This is a genomic window from Rhodopseudomonas sp. AAP120, assembly GCF_001295845.1.
Lineage (GTDB): Bacteria > Pseudomonadota > Alphaproteobacteria > Rhizobiales > Xanthobacteraceae > Rhodopseudomonas.
In genome coordinates this window covers 89870-106272 of record NZ_LJIC01000091.1, presented here as the reverse complement: position 1 = coordinate 106272, position 16403 = coordinate 89870, and the positions used below count along the sequence as shown (strand labels likewise).

The following is a 16403-nucleotide window of genomic DNA, read 5'->3' as shown; positions in this document are numbered from 1 at the left end:
CAGTGAAAGCGGCAATCGCGCGTTATGCACCAGCCGAGCAAGAAATGTGGATGACCGGCCGGTGCTTGGCCGCCGGGCTTGACGGAAGGCGAACGCCGCGCGCCCGGCGCCACCGGATTGAACCTGGCGCCGGGCGCGCGCGACCCAAGGATAACACAGTGAACTGCACCGCTCGGGGCTGCGACATCCGGCGAGCGCGTCGGCACGAGCGCGACCGGCCGGGAACGGATGCTGCGGCAGCGGGTTGTTCACGGAAAATAACGACAGCGAAACACGGGAACGGCGAAACACGGGAACGGCGATGGCTCAGCAACAGCAATCAGGCGGATCCGATCGGCGGTGGCTGGCGACGTTGATCGAGTCCTTCGAAGAATCACGCAGCGAGGCGCAGGCGAGGCCGTGCAGTCGCGCCTTGCTTCGTGCCGTGCGTAACCATCTGGCCGAGCGCAAGACCAAGCCGTCCAAGCGGGCGGCGTCGAGGTGCGTGTACGCTGTGTGATGCGGAGTTATTCGCCCGCCGCTTGCAGACGTGTGATCGGGCGCCCTTCGATCATGCGCAGGCGTTGCTCCTCGCGCATGATGTAGTCGCGCGTGATCGGGACGATTCCCTGGCGTTTGGTGAGCTGGATCTGAAACACCATGGTGTTCTGCTTGCGGAAGCTCATTTCGGAGGCCGCCAGGTAGAACTCCCACATTCGCACGAACCTCGCATCGTAAAGCCGTTCGGCTTCCTCGCGCCGCGCCAGGAAGCGTTCGCGCCATGCTTTGAGGGTCTCGGCATAGTGCAAACGCAGGATCTCGATATCGCAAACCAGCAGTCCGGCGCGCTCGATCGCCGGCAGCACCTCGGACAGCGCCGGCAGATAGCCGCCGGGGAAGATGTATTTGGCGATCCAGGGATTGGTGAAACCGGGGCCTTCCGACCTTCCGATCGAATGCAGCAGCATCACGCCGTCGTCGTCGAGCAGTTCGGCGCAGCGGCGGAAGTAGGTGTCGTAATGCGTGACGCCGACGTGTTCGAACATGCCCACCGAGACCACCCGGTCGAACGGGCCGGGGACGTCTCGATAGTCTTCCAGGATGAATTTCGCCGATGAGGACAGGCCGGATTCCTCGGCCCGGCTGTTGGCCACCTGAAGCTGTTCGCGCGACAGCGTGATGCCGGTGACCGCCGCCCCGCAGGTCTCGGCGAGATAAAGACCGAGGCCCCCCCAGCCCGACCCAATGTCCAGCACGCGCTGGCCCGGCGCCACCAGCAGCTTGGCGGCGATGTGGCGCTTCTTGGCGAGTTGCGCATCGTCCAGGGTGCTGTCAGCGGATTCAAAATAGGCACAGCTGTATTGTTTGTCGGCGTCGAGGAAGAGCGAATACAGCCGGCCGTCGAGGTCGTAGTGGTGGGCGACGTTGTCGCGCGAACGCGTGCGGGGATTGAACTGCCGCAGGGACCGGGTGAGGTAGCGCAGCCATCCGTGCAGCTTGGCCCAGCGCGGGGTCCAGGCCGGCTGGTCCATGGCGATCGCGAGCAGATCTGCGATCGAGCCGCGCTCCATCACCAATTCGCCGTCCATGTAGATTTCGCCGAAGGCCAGTTCGGGGTCGAACAGGAGGCGCCATTGCGCCTGCTGGGTAGCAAACCTGGTGTGGACGGGAATTCCGGTGCCGTCGCCGCAGGTGAAGGTGAAGCCGCTCGCGGTGGTGAAGGTGATCGCACCGCGTTGGATGAACTGCCCAAGCAGGAGACGCAGCAAACGGTCCATCGGTTTTCCCCAATGACATTTTGACGCACCAATGCAAAAACCTTGCCGGACTGGGCGGGTTCCAAGCGCCAGGCGCATGAGCCACGCGCGTGGAACGCTGGGCTGTTCCCCGGACACGGCTGCCGCGTACGACGCTGCGAAAGACGGGGTTTTGGCGGATTACGATCGGCTGTGGCCGCGTCTTTGACCGCGGGGAAACGCCATCTCCCGGCTTCCATTCAGCGGACAATCGTCTAAAAGGTCTGCGCCGCGCGCGCGGCAGTTCAGAACATTGGAGGATCGAATGGCGAGCCGAGCGCTCACTTCAGCGGCGGTGATGCTTCTGATCGGCTCCGCGGCGGCGGGCATGACCAGCGCGCAGGCGCAGAATCTCGAGGCGGGCAAGAGTCCTGCCCAGATTTTCGCCGGAGCCTGCTCGGCCTGTCACAAAAGCGCGCGCGGCTTGTTGCGCACGGTGCCGCCGGGCTCGCTGCCGTCCTTCCTGCGCCAGCACTACACGACCAGCAGCGATATGGCCGGGCTGCTCGCCTCGTACCTGATTTCCAACGGCGCGACCGATACCCGCTACAAGCAGAACGACATCCGCACCGAGCCGGGTCAGCCGGAAGGCCGCAAGTCGCGTCGGCAGCGGCAGGGCGCCGAGGAGGCGGCTCCGACCGAGGCCACCGCTCCGGCCCAGGCCGCCGCGCCGACCGAGGAGCCGCCGCGCCGAGTCCGCGGCAAGCGCAAGCCGAAGCCGGAGGTCGAGCAGCCGGCCGAAGGCGCGGCCGTCGAATCGTCCGAGCCGGTAGCCGAGACTCCGCCGAAGCAAGGCCGCAAGCACGGCCGCAAGGAGAAGCCGGCCCAGGCTGCGCCCACCGCGGCCGAGCCGGCCAAGTCCGACGCGGCCAAGTCCGAAGCGTCCAAACCTGAAGCTGCCAAGCCTGAAGCCGCCAAACCCGAGCCGCCGAAGGCCGAGACCGCGCAGCCGGCCCGGCCTGCGGCTCCGGCCGAGCCGACGCGGGCCGATCCGGTCCCGGCCGTGACACCGGCGCCGGCCCAAACCTCGCGGACTCCGGAAGCCGGGCCGCCGCCGGCCAAGCCGACCGAGGCTCCGGCGCCGTCTGCGGCCGGCCCGTCGTCGAGCGCGCCTTCGATCGCCGTGACGCCGAGCGCTCCGCCGCCGGCATCGGGCGCCGCGGACGCGCCGATCTCTCGTTAGCAGGCGGTCTCGGCCGGCAGCTTCGCAGATACAAACGCAGATACAAAAAAGCCCGGCGCAAAACGCCGGGCTTTTCGTTTGGAAGCGATGGGTGGAAGCGAAGGCCGTCGCCGCAGCGACGGCCGCGCGCGGCTTACTGCTCGGCCGGCTCTTCCTCACGATCCGCGTCCGGATCGAAGAACTCGCCGGCAGCAGCGATCGCCTCGGCGGCCGCATCCTGATCTTCCTGGCGGGTCGAGATGTCCTCGCCGCGGTTGATGCGCTCGGCTTCCTCGGCGCTGCGCGCCACCGTGACCGAGACGCCGACTTCGACTTCCGGATGCACCGCGACCTGGATCTCGTGCTTGCCGATGGTCTTGATCGGCGCGTCGAGCAGGATCTGGCTGCGGGTGATCTTGACGCCACCGGCTTCGAAGCTGGTGACGATGTCGCGCACCGACACCGAGCCGAACAGCTGGCCGCTTTCGGACGCCTGACGGATCACCACGACGTTCTGACCGTCGATCTTCTCGGCGACCTTCGAGGCCTCGGCCTTGGCTTCGATGTTGCGGGCCTCGAGATCGGCCTTCATGTGCTCGTACTTCTCGCGGTTCGCGGCGGTGGCGCGGAGCGCCTTGCCGCGCGGCAGCAGGAAGTTGCGGGCGAAACCGTCCTTGACGCGCACCAGCTCGCCCATCTGTCCGAGCTTGGCGACACGTTCCAGCAGAATGACTTCCATGTTGTTCTCCTCGATTGGGTTGTCGGGTTGAAGGTCTAAGTACTTGGCGGGGGCGGCATCGAGCGGCGCTGGAAATAGCGCTGCCGGAGGCCGAAGACGGCGTCGGCGATGCCGAGCGCGATCAGTGCGATCGCCGGCCACAGAAAGATCAGCACCAGCGCGTAGGTCGAACTCAGCAGGAAACCGCGATGGCGCGCGGCCATCGTCAGCGTGTGCAGCGTGGCGGCGCCGCCGAGGCCGTAGGCGACGAACAGCGCCGCGCTCGCGGTCTTGCCGACCAGCGACACCACGCCGCCGACGAAGCTGAGACCGAGCGCGAGCGACAGCACCGCCAGCGTCATCGCCGGCAGCGCCGCCGTGCGCAGATCCGGCCACGGCCGCTTCAGGCGGCCCGAGGTCGCGGTGACCTTGGCGGAGAGCCACAGGTTGAGCGTCAGCGTCAGCATCGCCACGGTCGCAGCGGCCGGCGGCGCGACGGTGACCAGCGCGTCGATTAGCCGGTCGGCATCGGTGGAGTTGCGCGTGCTGAGTGCGCGCTGCAGCCCGGTGCGCAGGCCTTCGGTGATGGTCGCGCCGTCGGTGCCGAGCGTGAGCAGCGCCGCCATCGTGGTCATCGCCGCGAAGCCGGCCATCCAGGCCACCAGCCGGCCGACCGGGTACCATTCCAGCGTCGGCGTGCCGGCCTCTTCGCCGGTCGGGCGCGCCAGCAGCGCGAGATGGCCGAGCCAGCAGGCCGGCACCACGATGGTGACGATGAAGGCGAGGGCGTAGGGAAAGCTGACGATCGCGGCGAGCACGGCAGCGCCGAGCAGGCCGCCCAGCGCGGCGCCGACGGCGCCCCAGCCGAGTGCGGCCACCATCAAGGGCAGCGGCGCGAGATAGAACAGCAGCAGGGAGATCAGCGCGCCCGAGACGATCGAGACGAACATCAGCGCCGAGGCACAGCCGGCGGCAAGCGCGATCAGAATGTTGATCATCATCAGCTGTCCCGCTCCTTTCGAGCGGTTAGAGGCGTTTCGCCCCAACCATCGGCGACCGGACGCCCCGGAAGCCTTATGAGAGAAAACAGAAAGAAGCTCCGCGGCGCGAACGCCGCGGAGCCTGGGATCTCAGCGGATCACGTAGGGCAGCAGACCGAGGAAACGGGCGCGTTTGATGGCGCGCGCGAGCTCGCGCTGCTTCTTGGCGGACACCGCGGTGATGCGGCTCGGCACGATCTTGCCGCGCTCCGAGACGTAACGCATCAACAGCTTGGAATCCTTGTAGTCGATCTTCGGCGCATTCGGGCCCGTGAACGGGCAGGTCTTGCGACGGCGGAAGAACGGACGGCGGGCGCCTGCGTCAGCCATGTGTCTTACTCCTCGGTCGCAGCAGCGGTTTCAGCGTCTTCGCGCGGGCGGCGCGGGCCGCGATCACCACGGAAGCCACCCTCACGATCGCCACGGCCTTCGCGGTCGCCGCGGAAGCCACCCTCGCGGGGGCCACGGTCGTCGCGCTCGCGATCACGATCGGCCTTGCGCATCATCGCCGACGGGCCTTCCTCGTGCTCTTCGACGCGCACGGTCAGGTAGCGGATGATGTCTTCGTTGATGCGCTGCTGGCGCTCAAGCTCGGCGACCACCGCGGAGGGGCCGTCGATGTTGAGCATCACGAAGTGAGCCTTGCGGTTCTTGTTCATGCGGTAGGTGAGGGAGCGGAGGCCCCAGGCTTCGGTCTTGGTGACCTTGCCGCCGAGCCCTTCGATCACACCCGTGAATTGGGTGGTCAGCTCTTCCACCTGCTGTGCACTCGCGTCCTGACGCGCGAGGAAGACATGCTCATAAAGAGGCATGATGGTCCTTTCCATGTTGGCCCAGAACCGGCGGCAAGCCCTTCGAACCCTTCGGAAAGGACTCGACTGCTCAGAAGGCGGGAGCACGGGACGACGGGACGACTGGCCCTGCCGCATCAAATTCGCCAGAAGGTGAAAATGCTGAGACCGTCCGTTCAGCTCCCGGCCGGGATCTGCGGATGCGCGGGTTATACGGATTTTGGCCGTTCTGGCAAGGGTGGGGAGCGCGGAAGTCGCCGCCGAGCATCGGTTTTTCGGCGGTCAGGCGCCGGAACGGGCCCAGATCTGCCGGGCCGAACGGGCTTCGGCCTGCATGTCCGGCGCCAGCGGGATCGTTTCGTGCAGCCGGTCGCAATGCACCAGAATCCCTTTGCCGCGCCGCTTGGCCTCGTACATCGCATGATCGGCCGACCGCAGCAGGGCATCCGGCGTCCGGCCGTCGCCCGGGAAGGTCGCGCTGCCGACGCTGACGCCGATGGTCAGCAGGCCGGGGCTGCCGAGGTCGAGCGGCTCGGCGATTCGGGCGATGATGCGCTCGGCCACCGCGGTGGATTCGGCCGTGCTGGTGTCGGGCAGCAGGATGACGAATTCATCGCCGCCGATCCGGAAAATCAGCTCGTGCTCCCGGACGCAGCTGCGCAGCCGCTCGGCGACCGCGACCAGCACGGCGTCGCCGAGCGCATGGCCGAAGCGGTCGTTGGCCGCCTTGAAGCCATCGAGATCGAGGCAGAGCACGGTCAGCGGCTGGCGGGCCTCGCCGGAAGGGCCGGATGCGTTCCGCAACAGATCCGCAAAACACTGATGCTGCATGGTGCGGTTCGGCAGGCCGGTGAGCTGGTCGTAATTCGCCAGCCATTTGTTCTCCTGCTCGGAGTGAAACAGGTGGAGCAGGACGTCGTAGTTCTCGAACAGCAGCACCGCCATGCCGAGGATCCAGGCGGGCAGCAGCAGCCCGATCAGATACATGTGCGGGATCGGCGAGGCGATCATCGCTACCGTGTAGGGGATCGCCAGAATGCAGATTACCGCGAAGCCGTAGCGCGGCGTGCCGGCATTGCGCGATGAGATGCCGCCGGCGAGGCCGGCCACCACCATGCCGCAGAGCAGGATCAGCGACCATTCGCCGGTCATCACGCACAGCGTACAGCCGACCGAGTAGCTGATGGCCCAGAACAGGCCCAGATACATCGTCATGCCTTTGGTCGGCTGCCCCGAGCTCTGCTTCTTCAGCATGTCCAGCAGCGCGAGGTAGCGCGCCACGCCGAATGCCACTTCAATGCCGACCCAGGCGTAGGCCCATGCCGCGCCGGTCTGCACGGCCGCGATGATCGTCAGGATCGTGGTCGAGACCACCGCCAGCACGAGCGTGCGGCTCTTGGTCTGGCTGTGCAGGAGCAGGCGGCGGAAGATCGCGGGCGGCTGCGGCCGCGGACCGCTGACGAGCCATTTGATCATCCACGACGCCACGATGGGGTCCTGCGCGTGCGTGTCGATCTGCGGATGGGCGTGGGTCATGCGGCGCATCAAAGGGAAGGCGCTCCTCGTTGTCACCGGGGCATAGCCGAGCAACCCTTGCTGGCCGCCTTTCATCCCCGGGTCGCCTGCGGACAGGGTAAACAAATCGGCCGCTATTCCCTTCGCATTGCGCCGATCACGAGCGGGCGCGCGGAACCGCCGCGCTCCCGCTGACTCTCTTGGGGAGCCGGTCTATCGCCTTTCGGAGCATGTGGACCGGAACCGGAGTTTGCGCCGGTCAGCTTGACATTATCGGCCCGCGGGGTGTCTTTCGGCGCGACTTCAGACAGGTTCAGGAACGCAGATGACGGCAGCATTCACATTCCCCGGGCAGGGCTCCCAGGCGGTCGGCATGGGCAAGGCGCTGGCGGACGCCTTTCCGGCCGCCAAGGCGGTGTTCGACGAGGTCGATGCCGCGCTCGGCGAAAAGCTGACGGCGATCATCTGGGATGGGCCGGCGGAGACGCTGCAGCTCACCGAGAATGCCCAGCCGGCCCTGATGGCAGTGTCGCTCGCCACCATGCGGGTGCTGGAAAGCGAGGCGGGAATTTCCGTCGGCCGGGATGCGGCCTTCGTGGCCGGCCATTCGCTCGGTGAATATTCAGCGCTGGCGGCCGCCGGCTCGCTGAGCATCAGCGACACCGCGCGGCTGCTGCGGACCCGCGGACGGGCGATGCAGAAGGCGGTGCCGGTCGGCGTCGGCGCGATGGCGGCATTGCTCGGGCTCGACTACGAGGCCGCCGTCGCGGTGGCCGAAGAGGCGGCGCAAGGTCAGGTCTGCCAGGCGGCCAATGATAATGGCGGCGGTCAGGTGGTCGTCTCGGGCCACAAGGAAGCGGTGGAGCGCGCGGTCGAGATCGCCAAGGGCAAGGGCGCCAAGCGCGCGATGCTGCTGCCGGTGTCGGCGCCGTTCCATTGCTCCCTGATGCAGCCGGCCGCCGAGGCGATGGCCGAGGCGCTCGCCGGCGTCGCCATCCAGGCGCCCGCCGCGCCGCTGGTCGCCAACGTGCTGGCCGCGCCGATCACCGATCCGGACGAGATTCGGCGCCGGCTGGTCGAGCAGGTCACCGGCACGGTGCGCTGGCGCGAGTCGGTCGGCTACATGGCCGGCCAGGGCGTGACGCGCTTTCTCGAGATCGGCGCCGGCAAGGTGCTCAGCGGTCTGGTCAAGCGGATCGCCGACGGCGCGACCGGCATCGCCATCGGTGGGCCGAACGATATTGCGGCCGCCAAGGACGCCATCACGGCCGGGCGTTCGGCGTAACCGGCGAAGGAGACGATGATGTTCGATTTGACGGGACGAACCGCGCTGGTCACCGGCGCAACCGGCGGCATCGGCGGCGCGATCGCGCAGGCGCTGCACGGCCAGGGCGCGACGGTCGCGATCTCGGGCACCCGCCGCGAGGCGCTGGACACGCTGGCCGCCAAGCTCGGCGAGCGCGTTCATGTGCTGCCGTGCAATCTATCGGATGCGGCGGATGTCGAAGCGCTGGTGCCGGCGGCCGCCGAGGCGATGGGGCAGCTCGATATCCTGGTGTGCAACGCCGGCATCACCCGGGACAATCTGTTCGTGCAACTGCGCGACGAGGACTGGGACGACGTCATCAGGGTCAACCTGACCGCGACCTTCCGGCTGACGCGCGCCGCCACCAAGCTGATGATGCGCAAGAAGTTCGGCCGCATCATTGCGATTACCTCGGTGGTCGGCGTCACCGGCAATCCGGGGCAGGGCAACTACACGGCGTCGAAGGCGGGACTGATCGGGATGATCAAGACGCTGGGCGCCGAATACGCCAAGCGCAACGTCACGGCGAACTGCATTGCACCCGGCTTCATCGCAACGCCGATGACGGACGTGCTGAACGACAAGCAGCGCGAGACGATTCTCAGCAAGGTGCCGGCCGGCCGGCTCGGCACGCCGGAGGATATCGCGGCTGCGGCCGTTTATCTCAGTTCGAACGAGGCCGCCTACGTCACCGGCCAGACCATCCACGTCAACGGCGGGATGGCGATGATCTGAGGCCGGCCGCAAGTCCCGGTGTGGTGGAAACACGTTTTCCGTCGCGTCCGGAGCTTGTGGTCAATGCAGCGGAAGTATGATAACCGAAGCCCCGGCGGATAGGCAAAGAAGGCCATTGCAGGATGTCCAAACCCTGTATATTGCCGATGGGGACCTGCCGCTCGGGCGGCGGTTGCGACCTCGGGGACGGGGCAAAATCAGTACACTTCGCGATTGCGGAACTTTAGCGAGTTGACGCACCACGATGGCTCGTATCGTCTGTCGGTCGGGTCGGAACAACGGGGTTTAGAGAATGAGTGAGATTGGCGAGCGGGTTAAGAAGATCGTGGTGGAGCACCTCGGTGTCGAACCCGAGAAAGTGGTCGATAGCGCGAGCTTTATCGATGATCTCGGCGCCGACAGCCTCGATACCGTCGAACTCGTGATGGCTTTCGAAGAAGAGTTCGGCTGCGAAATCCCCGACGATGCCGCTGAGACGATTCTCACCGTCGGCGACGCAACCAAGTTCCTCGAGAAGAACGCGAAGAGCTGATCTTCCGCGCGGTTACGATGAAGCCGGCCGGGCCGCACGCTGAGCGGTCGACCGGCTTCTTGCTTTGGACCGCGCTTTCTGGCCCGGAGTAGAAAACATGAGACGTGTCGTCGTCACTGGCCTTGGCATGGTTTCGCCGCTCGGCTGTGGGGTCGATGCGACCTGGAACCGGGTCCTCAACGGCGAAAGCGGCGCTCGCAAGATCGACGCTTTCGACGTCTCCGACATCGCCAGCCAGATCGCCTGTATCATTCCGCGTGGCGACGGCAGCAACGGCACCTTCAATCCCGATCAGTGGATGGAGCCGAAGGACCAGCGCAAGGTCGATGACTTCATCGTCTATGCGATGTGTGCAGCGCGTCAGGCGCTCGACGATGCCAACTGGCATCCGTCGACCGAGGACGAACGCTGCGCTTCCGGCGTACTGATCGGCTCCGGCATCGGCGGCCTGCAGGGCATCGCCGAGACCGCGCTGCTTCTCAAAGAGAAGGGGCCGCGCCGGATCTCTCCTTTCTTCATTCCCGGCCGACTGATCAATCTCGCCTCCGGCTACGTGTCGATCGAGTTCGGCCTCAAGGGGCCCAACCATGCGGTGGTGACCGCGTGCTCGACCGGCGCGCATGCGATCGGCGACGCGTCGCGACTGATCGCGCTCGGCGATGCCGACGTGATGGTGGCGGGCGGCACCGAATCTCCGATCAGCCGTCTGGCGATGGCCGGCTTCGCGGCCGCGCGTGCGCTGTCGACCGGGTTCAACGACGCGCCCGAAAAGGCGTCGCGTCCTTACGACAAGGATCGCGACGGTTTCGTGATGGGCGAGGGCGCCGGCGTCGTCGTGCTCGAAGAGTACGAACACGCCAAGGCGCGCGGCGCGCGGATCTACGCCGAAGTCGTCGGCTACGGACTGAGCGGTGACGCGTATCACATTACGGCGCCGAGCTCGGACGGCGACGGCGCGTTCCGTTGCATGGGCGCGGCGCTCAAGCGCGCCGGCATCGCGGTGTCGGATATCGACTACATCAACGCACACGGCACCTCGACGCCGCTCGGCGACGAGATCGAACTCGGCGCCGCACAGCGCCTGCTCGGCAATGCCGCGTCGCGCGTGTCGATGTCGTCGACCAAGTCGTCGATCGGGCATCTGCTCGGCGCTGCGGGTGCGGTGGAAGCGATCTTCAGCGTGCTGGCGATTCGCGACAACGTTGCGCCGCCGACCATCAATCTCGACAACCCGTCGGTCGAAACGGCGATCGACCTCGTGGCATGGAAGCCGCGCAAGCGCGAGATCAATGTCGCACTGTCGAACTCTTTCGGCTTCGGCGGCACCAATGCATCGTTGATCCTGCAGCGCGTTGCTCACTGACGCGTTGCGACGATCTTTCAACGTTTCGCCGTAATCCCCGCTAAATGCTACGACATTCGACGAATTGGGGGTATGATCGGACGGTCCCGAAAGGTCCGGACTGATTCACGTCCGGGTTGCTGCGCGAATGTCGTGATCTCGAACGCTGCTGGTGCGATCTTGCACGGGACCACCCTCGAGCCGACAGGAATCAGGTTGCACCGATGAGTGAAAGGCCGCCGATCTCGCCGAGAAGCCCGCGCGCGGCGCTTGAACCCGAGCAACTTCCGCCGCCCCCCAAGCGATCGGATCATGCCCGCAATCCGCTGGTGATCATCGGCAACGCCATCATCACCATCCTGCTGATCGTGATGCTCGGCGCCGGCGGCATCTACGTCTACGGCAAGCAGAAGATCGAAGCCGCGGGACCGCTGACGGAAGACAAGGTCGTCAACATCCCGCAGCGCGCCGGCCTCGGCGACATCGCCGAGATCCTGCAGCGCGAGGGCGTGATCGAGAACAATCGCTGGGTGTTCATCGGCAGCGTGCTGGCGCTGAAGGCGCGCGCCGACCTCAAGCCCGGTGAGTACGCGTTTCAGAAGAACGCCAGCCTGCGCGACGTGATCGGCACCATCGTCGAGGGCAAGGTGGTGCAGCACGCGGTGACGATTCCGGAAGGGCTGACCTCCGAGCAGATCGTCGCGCGTCTGTCCGAGAACAACATTTTCACCGGCGGCCTGCGCGAGATTCCGCGCGAAGGGACGCTGCTGCCCGAGACCTACAAGTTTCCGCGCGGCACGCAGCGCGAGCAAGTCATCACCCGGATGCAGCAGGCGCAGAAGCGCGTCCTGAGCGAAGTCTGGGAGCGCCGCAATCCGGAGATCCCGGTCAAGACTCCGGAGCAATTGGTGACGCTGGCGTCGCTGATCGAAAAGGAAACCAGCAAGCCGGACGAGCGCACCCGCGTCGCGTCGGTGTTCGTCAATCGGCTGCAGAAGAAGATGAAGCTGCAGTCGGACCCGACCATCATCTACGGCCTGGTCGGCGGCAAGGGCACGCTGGGCCGGCCGATCAAGCGCAGCGAGATCACGCAGCCGTCCCCGTACAACACCTATGTGATCGAGGGACTGCCGCCGGGGCCGATCTCCAATCCGGGGCGCGCCTCGCTCGAAGCCGCCGCCAACCCGGCGCGGACGCGCGATTTGTACTTCGTCGCCGACGGCACCGGCGGGCACGCCTTCAGCGACAGCTACGATCAGCACCTGAAGAACGTCGCCAAGCTGCGCGCGCAGGAACGCCAGATCCAGAACGACACCGTCGAGCCGGCCGAGGAATCCCAGCCGGCTGCCGCTCCAGCGGCGGCGGCCCCGGACGCGAACGCCTCGGCCGCGCCGCCGGCCGCCGCGCCGAAGGGCGGCAAGAACGGCGCGCAGAAGAAGCGCAGCCGCAACGCGCCGGCCAACGCCGCCGCGCCCGCGGCAACTCCGGGCGCGACCGACCAGGATTAGCAGCGCGGCTGTTCCCTTGGCCCGGCCTGATCGGCTAAGGTCCGCCGCGCGCGTTCTGCGCGAGTCTCAAACCAGTATCTGCGGAGTCGGTCACCGATGTCGTTGTCGAGCATGACGGGTTTTGCGCGTAGCCACGGCAGCAGCGGTGCCTATTCGTTCGAGTGGGAGTTGAAATCCGTCAACGCCAAAGGCTTCGATTTTCGGCTGCGGATTCCGCAAGGATGGGACGACATCGAGGCCGAGCTTCGCAAGCGCGCCGCCGACGCGCTGTCGCGCGGCACCGTCTACGCCAATCTCACCGTCAAGCGCGCCGATGCCGGCTCGACGGTGCGGATCAACGAGGAGGTGCTGACGTCGGTGCTCAAGGTCGCGAGCGAACTCGCCGGCCGCGTCGATGCGGTGGCGCCGAGCATCGATGGTCTGATGGCGATCAAGGGCGTGATCGAAGTCTCCGAACCCGAGGCAGACGAAGCCGAGGACAAGGCCGCGCGCAGCGCCGTGGTCGCATCGTTCGCGCAGGCGCTCGCCAGCCTGATCGAGATGCGCAAGCGCGAAGGCGCGACGCTCGGCGCGGTGCTGACGCAGCGGCTCGACGAAATCGAAACGCTGGCGAAGAAGGCGGAGGCCGCGCCCGGCCGCAAGCCGGAGGCGATCAAGGCGCGCCTCGCCGAACAGGTCGCGGCGCTGCTGGAAACCTCGGAGCGGTTCGACGCCGACCGGCTGCACCAGGAAGCGATCATGCTGGCCACCAAGGCCGACATTCGCGAAGAGCTCGATCGCATCGCCTCGCACGTCGCGCAGGCGCGCGAGATGCTGAGCAAGGGCGGGGCGGTCGGCCGCCGGCTGGATTTCCTGTCGCAGGAGTTCAACCGCGAAGTGAACACCTGCTGCTCCAAATCGATCGACCTCGAACTCACCAACACGGGACTGGCCATGAAGAACGTCGTCGAGCAGTTCCGCGAGCAGGTTCAGAATCTGGAATGAGCATGACGGACGCGGCGACAGCGAGCTTGAACGGCGTCGAGCGGCGCGGACTGATGTTCGTGCTGTCGTCGCCGTCGGGCGCCGGCAAGACCACGCTGTCGCGGATGCTGGTGAAGGAAGCGGCCAGTTTGCAGATGTCGGTGTCGGCGACCACGCGGCCGATGCGGCCGGGCGAAGTCGACGGCCGCGATTACTACTTCGTCGACCGGCCGAAATTCGACGCGATGGTCGCCGCCGGCGAATTTCTCGAATGGGCCAACGTGTTCGACAATTGCTACGGCACGCCGAAGGCGCCGGTCGAAGCGGCGCTGGCCGCGGGACGCGACGTATTGTTCGACATCGACTGGCAGGGCACGCAGCAGCTGCGCAGTCACGCGCCCAACGACGTCGTCAGCGTGTTCGTGCTGCCGCCGTCGGTGCAGGCGCTGGAGCATCGGCTGCACACCCGCGCGCAGGATTCCGACGAAGTGATCCACGGCCGGATGAAGAAGGCCGGCGACGAGATGAGCCACTACGACGCGTACGACTACATCGTCGTCAACGACAATGTCGGCATTGCCTTCGAGTCGGTGAAGGCAATCCTGCGCGCCGAGCAGCTCAAGCGCGAGCGCCAGATCGGCATCGACGCGTTCGTGCGCGACATGCGGCGCGAGCTGGAAAAGTAGCCGGCATGAAAAAGGCCGCGCTGGATCGCGCGGCCCTCTGATCCGATCGTTCGGCCCGGCTTACGCCGCCGGACGCTTCTGCGCCCGCGCCAGCAATTCCTCGATCTCATCGCCCTCGTCGTGGCTGGCGACGGCCGTCTGCCGCTGCCGCGCCGCCTGGATCCAGGACGGCGGCTGGATCGGTTGCATCGGCGGCGATAGGTCGATGTCCTGTGTCAGGCGTACGCCGTCATGGTCGGCCGTGGCCGGCCTGGCGGCGGCGCTCCACAGGTCGGGCCGGCCGTTGTGATTGCGGCGGACGGCCGGGTCGCGCCGGCCCAGCTTGAAGATTCCGCCAACGATCAGGCCCGCCAGCGCCAGTGCGGCGAGCAGGGCGGCGATCAGCGTGGTGGCGGATTCCGCGGTGGCGAGCGCGGCGGTCGCCGGCGAGCCGCCCTTGGCGATCGCGGCCTGCGCGGCGGTGCGCAGCTTGGTCGATGCCTCGCTGGTCGAAGCGGCGGCGGTCGCATCGCTGGCGTGAGCATCGGCCCAGCGCTGATCGATCGGCGACCCTTGCGTGGTATTGATCTGCGGCGCGGCGGATGGCGCTGCAGTCTGCGGGCTGCTCACCGGATCGGCCGACGGCAGCGGCGCCGGAAATTGCGAGGCGGAATCCTGCGCGGCCGCATCGCGAAGCGGGGTGGGTTCGGTGGGCACTTCGGCGCGCGCATTGGCGACCGAAGCATGCAGCGGCGCCGCGGCGTTTCGGGTGAGCCTTGCGGGGGCAGTCGCGGCTGCAGCAGGCGCCGCGGTCGTGTCGGCGGAAGCCGTGTTGCTGGGCGCTGCCGACGCAGACTCGTCGCCGTCAGGCGCAGAGTCGGAGGAGGCCGTCGCCACCGACGAGCCGTCCTTGGCGCGGACGTACCAGCAATTGCGCTTGTTGGCGTGATCGGTCCGGTAGAACCAATGGCTGCCGGCAGGAGCCGGTCCTTTCGGAGCGGCGAGGCATTCGCGTGCTTCGGCGCGCGGCGCCGTCAGCGCGGTGAAGGCGAGGCTCGCGGCAAGTCCGACGCCGGTGGCGCAAAGGATCTTGGCGGTTTGCTGACGCATGGCATCCCCCGATCGTGATGCGGTAACGGAAACTTAGCTGTCCGTGTTCTCCGCAAGAATTGGGGTCGCAATAAGCCGCAAATCCGGTGGGTGTTTGACAATTCGGGCCTGCATTGCGGGTTCGTGGAACCCGCAATGCAGCCGTGTGGTCGGCGCGATACGCCGTCTCAGTTCGCCAGCATGATGCGGCCGACGACCTTGCCGGCGCGCAGCTGATTGATCCACTTCTGCGCGTCCTGCATCGGCTCTTCCTTCATCGGCGTCGGCTTGACCTTGCCGGCCCGCGCCAGCGCCAGCAGCTCCTTGGTCTCCTCCAGCGTGCCGACCATGAAGCCTTCGACGGTCATGCGCTTGTAGATCCACTGCACCATCGGCAGCGAGAACTGTCCGCCCATCAGGCCCGACACCACGATCTTTCCGCCGCGCGCCACCGTGCTGACCGCGAAGTTCATCGACTTGTCGTTGCCGGCGAAATCGACCACGCCATCGAAGCCGCCATCGGTCTCCTTGAAGATCCGCTTGGCGACGTCGGGCTCGGACGGATCATAAGCGACGGCCGCGCCGTTCTGCAGCGCAGCCTCGCGCGCCGCCGGGCTGAGATCGGCGACCGCGATCGGCTGTTTGAACATCGCCTGAGCGAGCGACAGGCCCATCATGCCGACGCCGCCGAGACCGATCAGCAGCAGGTTGCGCTGGCGCGGACGATCGACCAGGCGCTTCAGCGCGCCATAGGCGGTGATGCCCGAGCACATCAGCGTGGCGGCCACATTGGTCGGCAGCGGATCGTAATCGAGCAGGTACTTCGCATCGGGTACCAGCACATGCGTAGCGAAGCCGCCGTCGATCGAGACGCCGAGGAAACGGTTCTTGGCGCACAGGTTCTCGTCGCCGGCGAGGCAGTCGCGGCACTTGCCGCAGCCGATCCACGGAAACACCGCCTTCTTGGTGCCGATCAGTTCCTTCGGCGCATCGGGGCCGACTTCGGAGACGACGCCGGCGATCTCGTGACCGAGCGTGAACGGCAGCGTCATGCCGCGGGTGGTGTCGAGCTTCTTGCCGCCGCCGAGATCGGCGTAGCCGTCCTGGATGTGCAGATCGGAGTGGCACAGGCCGCAGCGCTCGATCTTGACCAGCACTTCGCGGCCTTGCGGCTTCGGCGTGTCGACGATGGTCTCGCACAGCGGGGCGGCGAACTGCACCAGAGACTGGCGGCGCATCTGCGTCATGGCGGCTTCTCTCCC

General features: G+C 66.8%; 16 protein-coding genes. 8 read left to right on the top strand and 8 right to left on the bottom strand.

Annotated elements, in window-relative coordinates; genetic code table 11:
• Positions 1-506: 506 nt before the first annotated feature.
• A complete protein-coding gene (locus IP86_RS15380; RefSeq protein WP_054163399.1) occupies positions 507-1757 on the bottom strand; it encodes a cyclopropane fatty acid synthase in 1251 nt (416 codons plus the stop codon).
• Positions 1758-2040: 283 nt separating this feature from the next.
• On the opposite strand from IP86_RS15380, the gene IP86_RS15375 reads away from it, so the two are divergent.
• Entirely contained in the window at positions 2041-2958 is a 918-nt protein-coding gene (locus IP86_RS15375; protein ID WP_054163398.1) for a hypothetical protein, read from the top strand.
• A gap of 133 nt (positions 2959-3091) precedes the next feature.
• On the opposite strand, the gene rplI is transcribed toward IP86_RS15375, so the two are convergent.
• The 5 genes from rplI to IP86_RS15350 all read right to left on the bottom strand — a co-directional run bounded on the left by rplI (position 3092) and on the right by IP86_RS15350 (position 7022).
• Complete coding sequence (rplI, locus tag IP86_RS15370) at positions 3092-3676, bottom strand: 50S ribosomal protein L9 (RefSeq protein ID WP_054163397.1); 585 nt, start codon at positions 3674-3676, stop codon at positions 3092-3094.
• A 35-nt stretch (positions 3677-3711) separates the two neighbouring features.
• Complete coding sequence (locus IP86_RS15365) at positions 3712-4656, bottom strand: hypothetical protein (RefSeq protein WP_054163396.1); 945 nt, start codon at positions 4654-4656, stop codon at positions 3712-3714.
• A 129-nt stretch (positions 4657-4785) separates the two neighbouring features.
• Positions 4786-5025 (bottom strand): 30S ribosomal protein S18, encoded by a 240-nt coding sequence (gene rpsR, locus IP86_RS15360; RefSeq protein ID WP_054163395.1) that lies wholly within the window; start codon positions 5023-5025, stop codon positions 4786-4788.
• A 5-nt stretch (positions 5026-5030) separates the two neighbouring features.
• Positions 5031-5507, bottom strand: coding sequence for a 30S ribosomal protein S6 (gene rpsF, locus IP86_RS15355; RefSeq protein ID WP_054163428.1), 477 nt, complete (start codon positions 5505-5507; stop codon positions 5031-5033).
• A 261-nt stretch (positions 5508-5768) separates the two neighbouring features.
• Entirely contained in the window at positions 5769-7022 is a 1254-nt protein-coding gene (locus IP86_RS15350; RefSeq protein WP_245290637.1) for a GGDEF domain-containing protein, read from the bottom strand.
• Between the two features lie 304 nt (positions 7023-7326).
• Here IP86_RS15350 and fabD point away from each other — a divergent pair, with 304 nt between their 5' ends.
• The 7 genes from fabD to gmk all read left to right on the top strand — a co-directional run bounded on the left by fabD (position 7327) and on the right by gmk (position 14073).
• A complete protein-coding gene (gene fabD / locus IP86_RS15345; protein WP_054163393.1) occupies positions 7327-8286 on the top strand; it encodes an ACP S-malonyltransferase in 960 nt (319 codons plus the stop codon).
• An 18-nt stretch (positions 8287-8304) separates the two neighbouring features.
• The gene (fabG, locus tag IP86_RS15340; RefSeq protein ID WP_054163427.1) at positions 8305-9042 is read left to right on the top strand and encodes a 3-oxoacyl-[acyl-carrier-protein] reductase; all 738 of its coding nucleotides are present in this window, start codon (positions 8305-8307) and stop codon (positions 9040-9042) included.
• A gap of 292 nt (positions 9043-9334) precedes the next feature.
• Positions 9335-9574, top strand: coding sequence for an acyl carrier protein (locus IP86_RS15335; protein ID WP_002716125.1), 240 nt, complete (start codon positions 9335-9337; stop codon positions 9572-9574).
• A 97-nt stretch (positions 9575-9671) separates the two neighbouring features.
• The gene (fabF, locus tag IP86_RS15330) at positions 9672-10937 is read left to right on the top strand and encodes a beta-ketoacyl-ACP synthase II (RefSeq protein WP_054163392.1); all 1266 of its coding nucleotides are present in this window, start codon (positions 9672-9674) and stop codon (positions 10935-10937) included.
• Positions 10938-11140: 203 nt separating this feature from the next.
• Positions 11141-12424 (top strand): endolytic transglycosylase MltG, encoded by a 1284-nt coding sequence (gene mltG / locus IP86_RS15325; protein ID WP_054163391.1) that lies wholly within the window; start codon positions 11141-11143, stop codon positions 12422-12424.
• Between the two features lie 96 nt (positions 12425-12520).
• Positions 12521-13408: a YicC/YloC family endoribonuclease gene (locus IP86_RS15320; protein WP_054163390.1), complete on the top strand. Its 888-nt coding sequence runs from the start codon at positions 12521-12523 to the stop codon at positions 13406-13408.
• Positions 13409-13410: 2 nt separating this feature from the next.
• Entirely contained in the window at positions 13411-14073 is a 663-nt protein-coding gene (gmk, locus tag IP86_RS15315; protein WP_054163389.1) for a guanylate kinase, read from the top strand.
• Positions 14074-14133: 60 nt separating this feature from the next.
• Here gmk and IP86_RS15310 read toward each other — a convergent pair whose 3' ends face one another.
• Together IP86_RS15310 and IP86_RS15305 are read right to left on the bottom strand one after the other, a co-directional pair.
• Positions 14134-15162: a hypothetical protein gene (locus IP86_RS15310; protein WP_054163388.1), complete on the bottom strand. Its 1029-nt coding sequence runs from the start codon at positions 15160-15162 to the stop codon at positions 14134-14136.
• A 167-nt stretch (positions 15163-15329) separates the two neighbouring features.
• Positions 15330-16388 (bottom strand): alcohol dehydrogenase, encoded by a 1059-nt coding sequence (locus IP86_RS15305; protein WP_054163387.1) that lies wholly within the window; start codon positions 16386-16388, stop codon positions 15330-15332.
• Positions 16389-16403 lie beyond the last annotated feature (15 nt).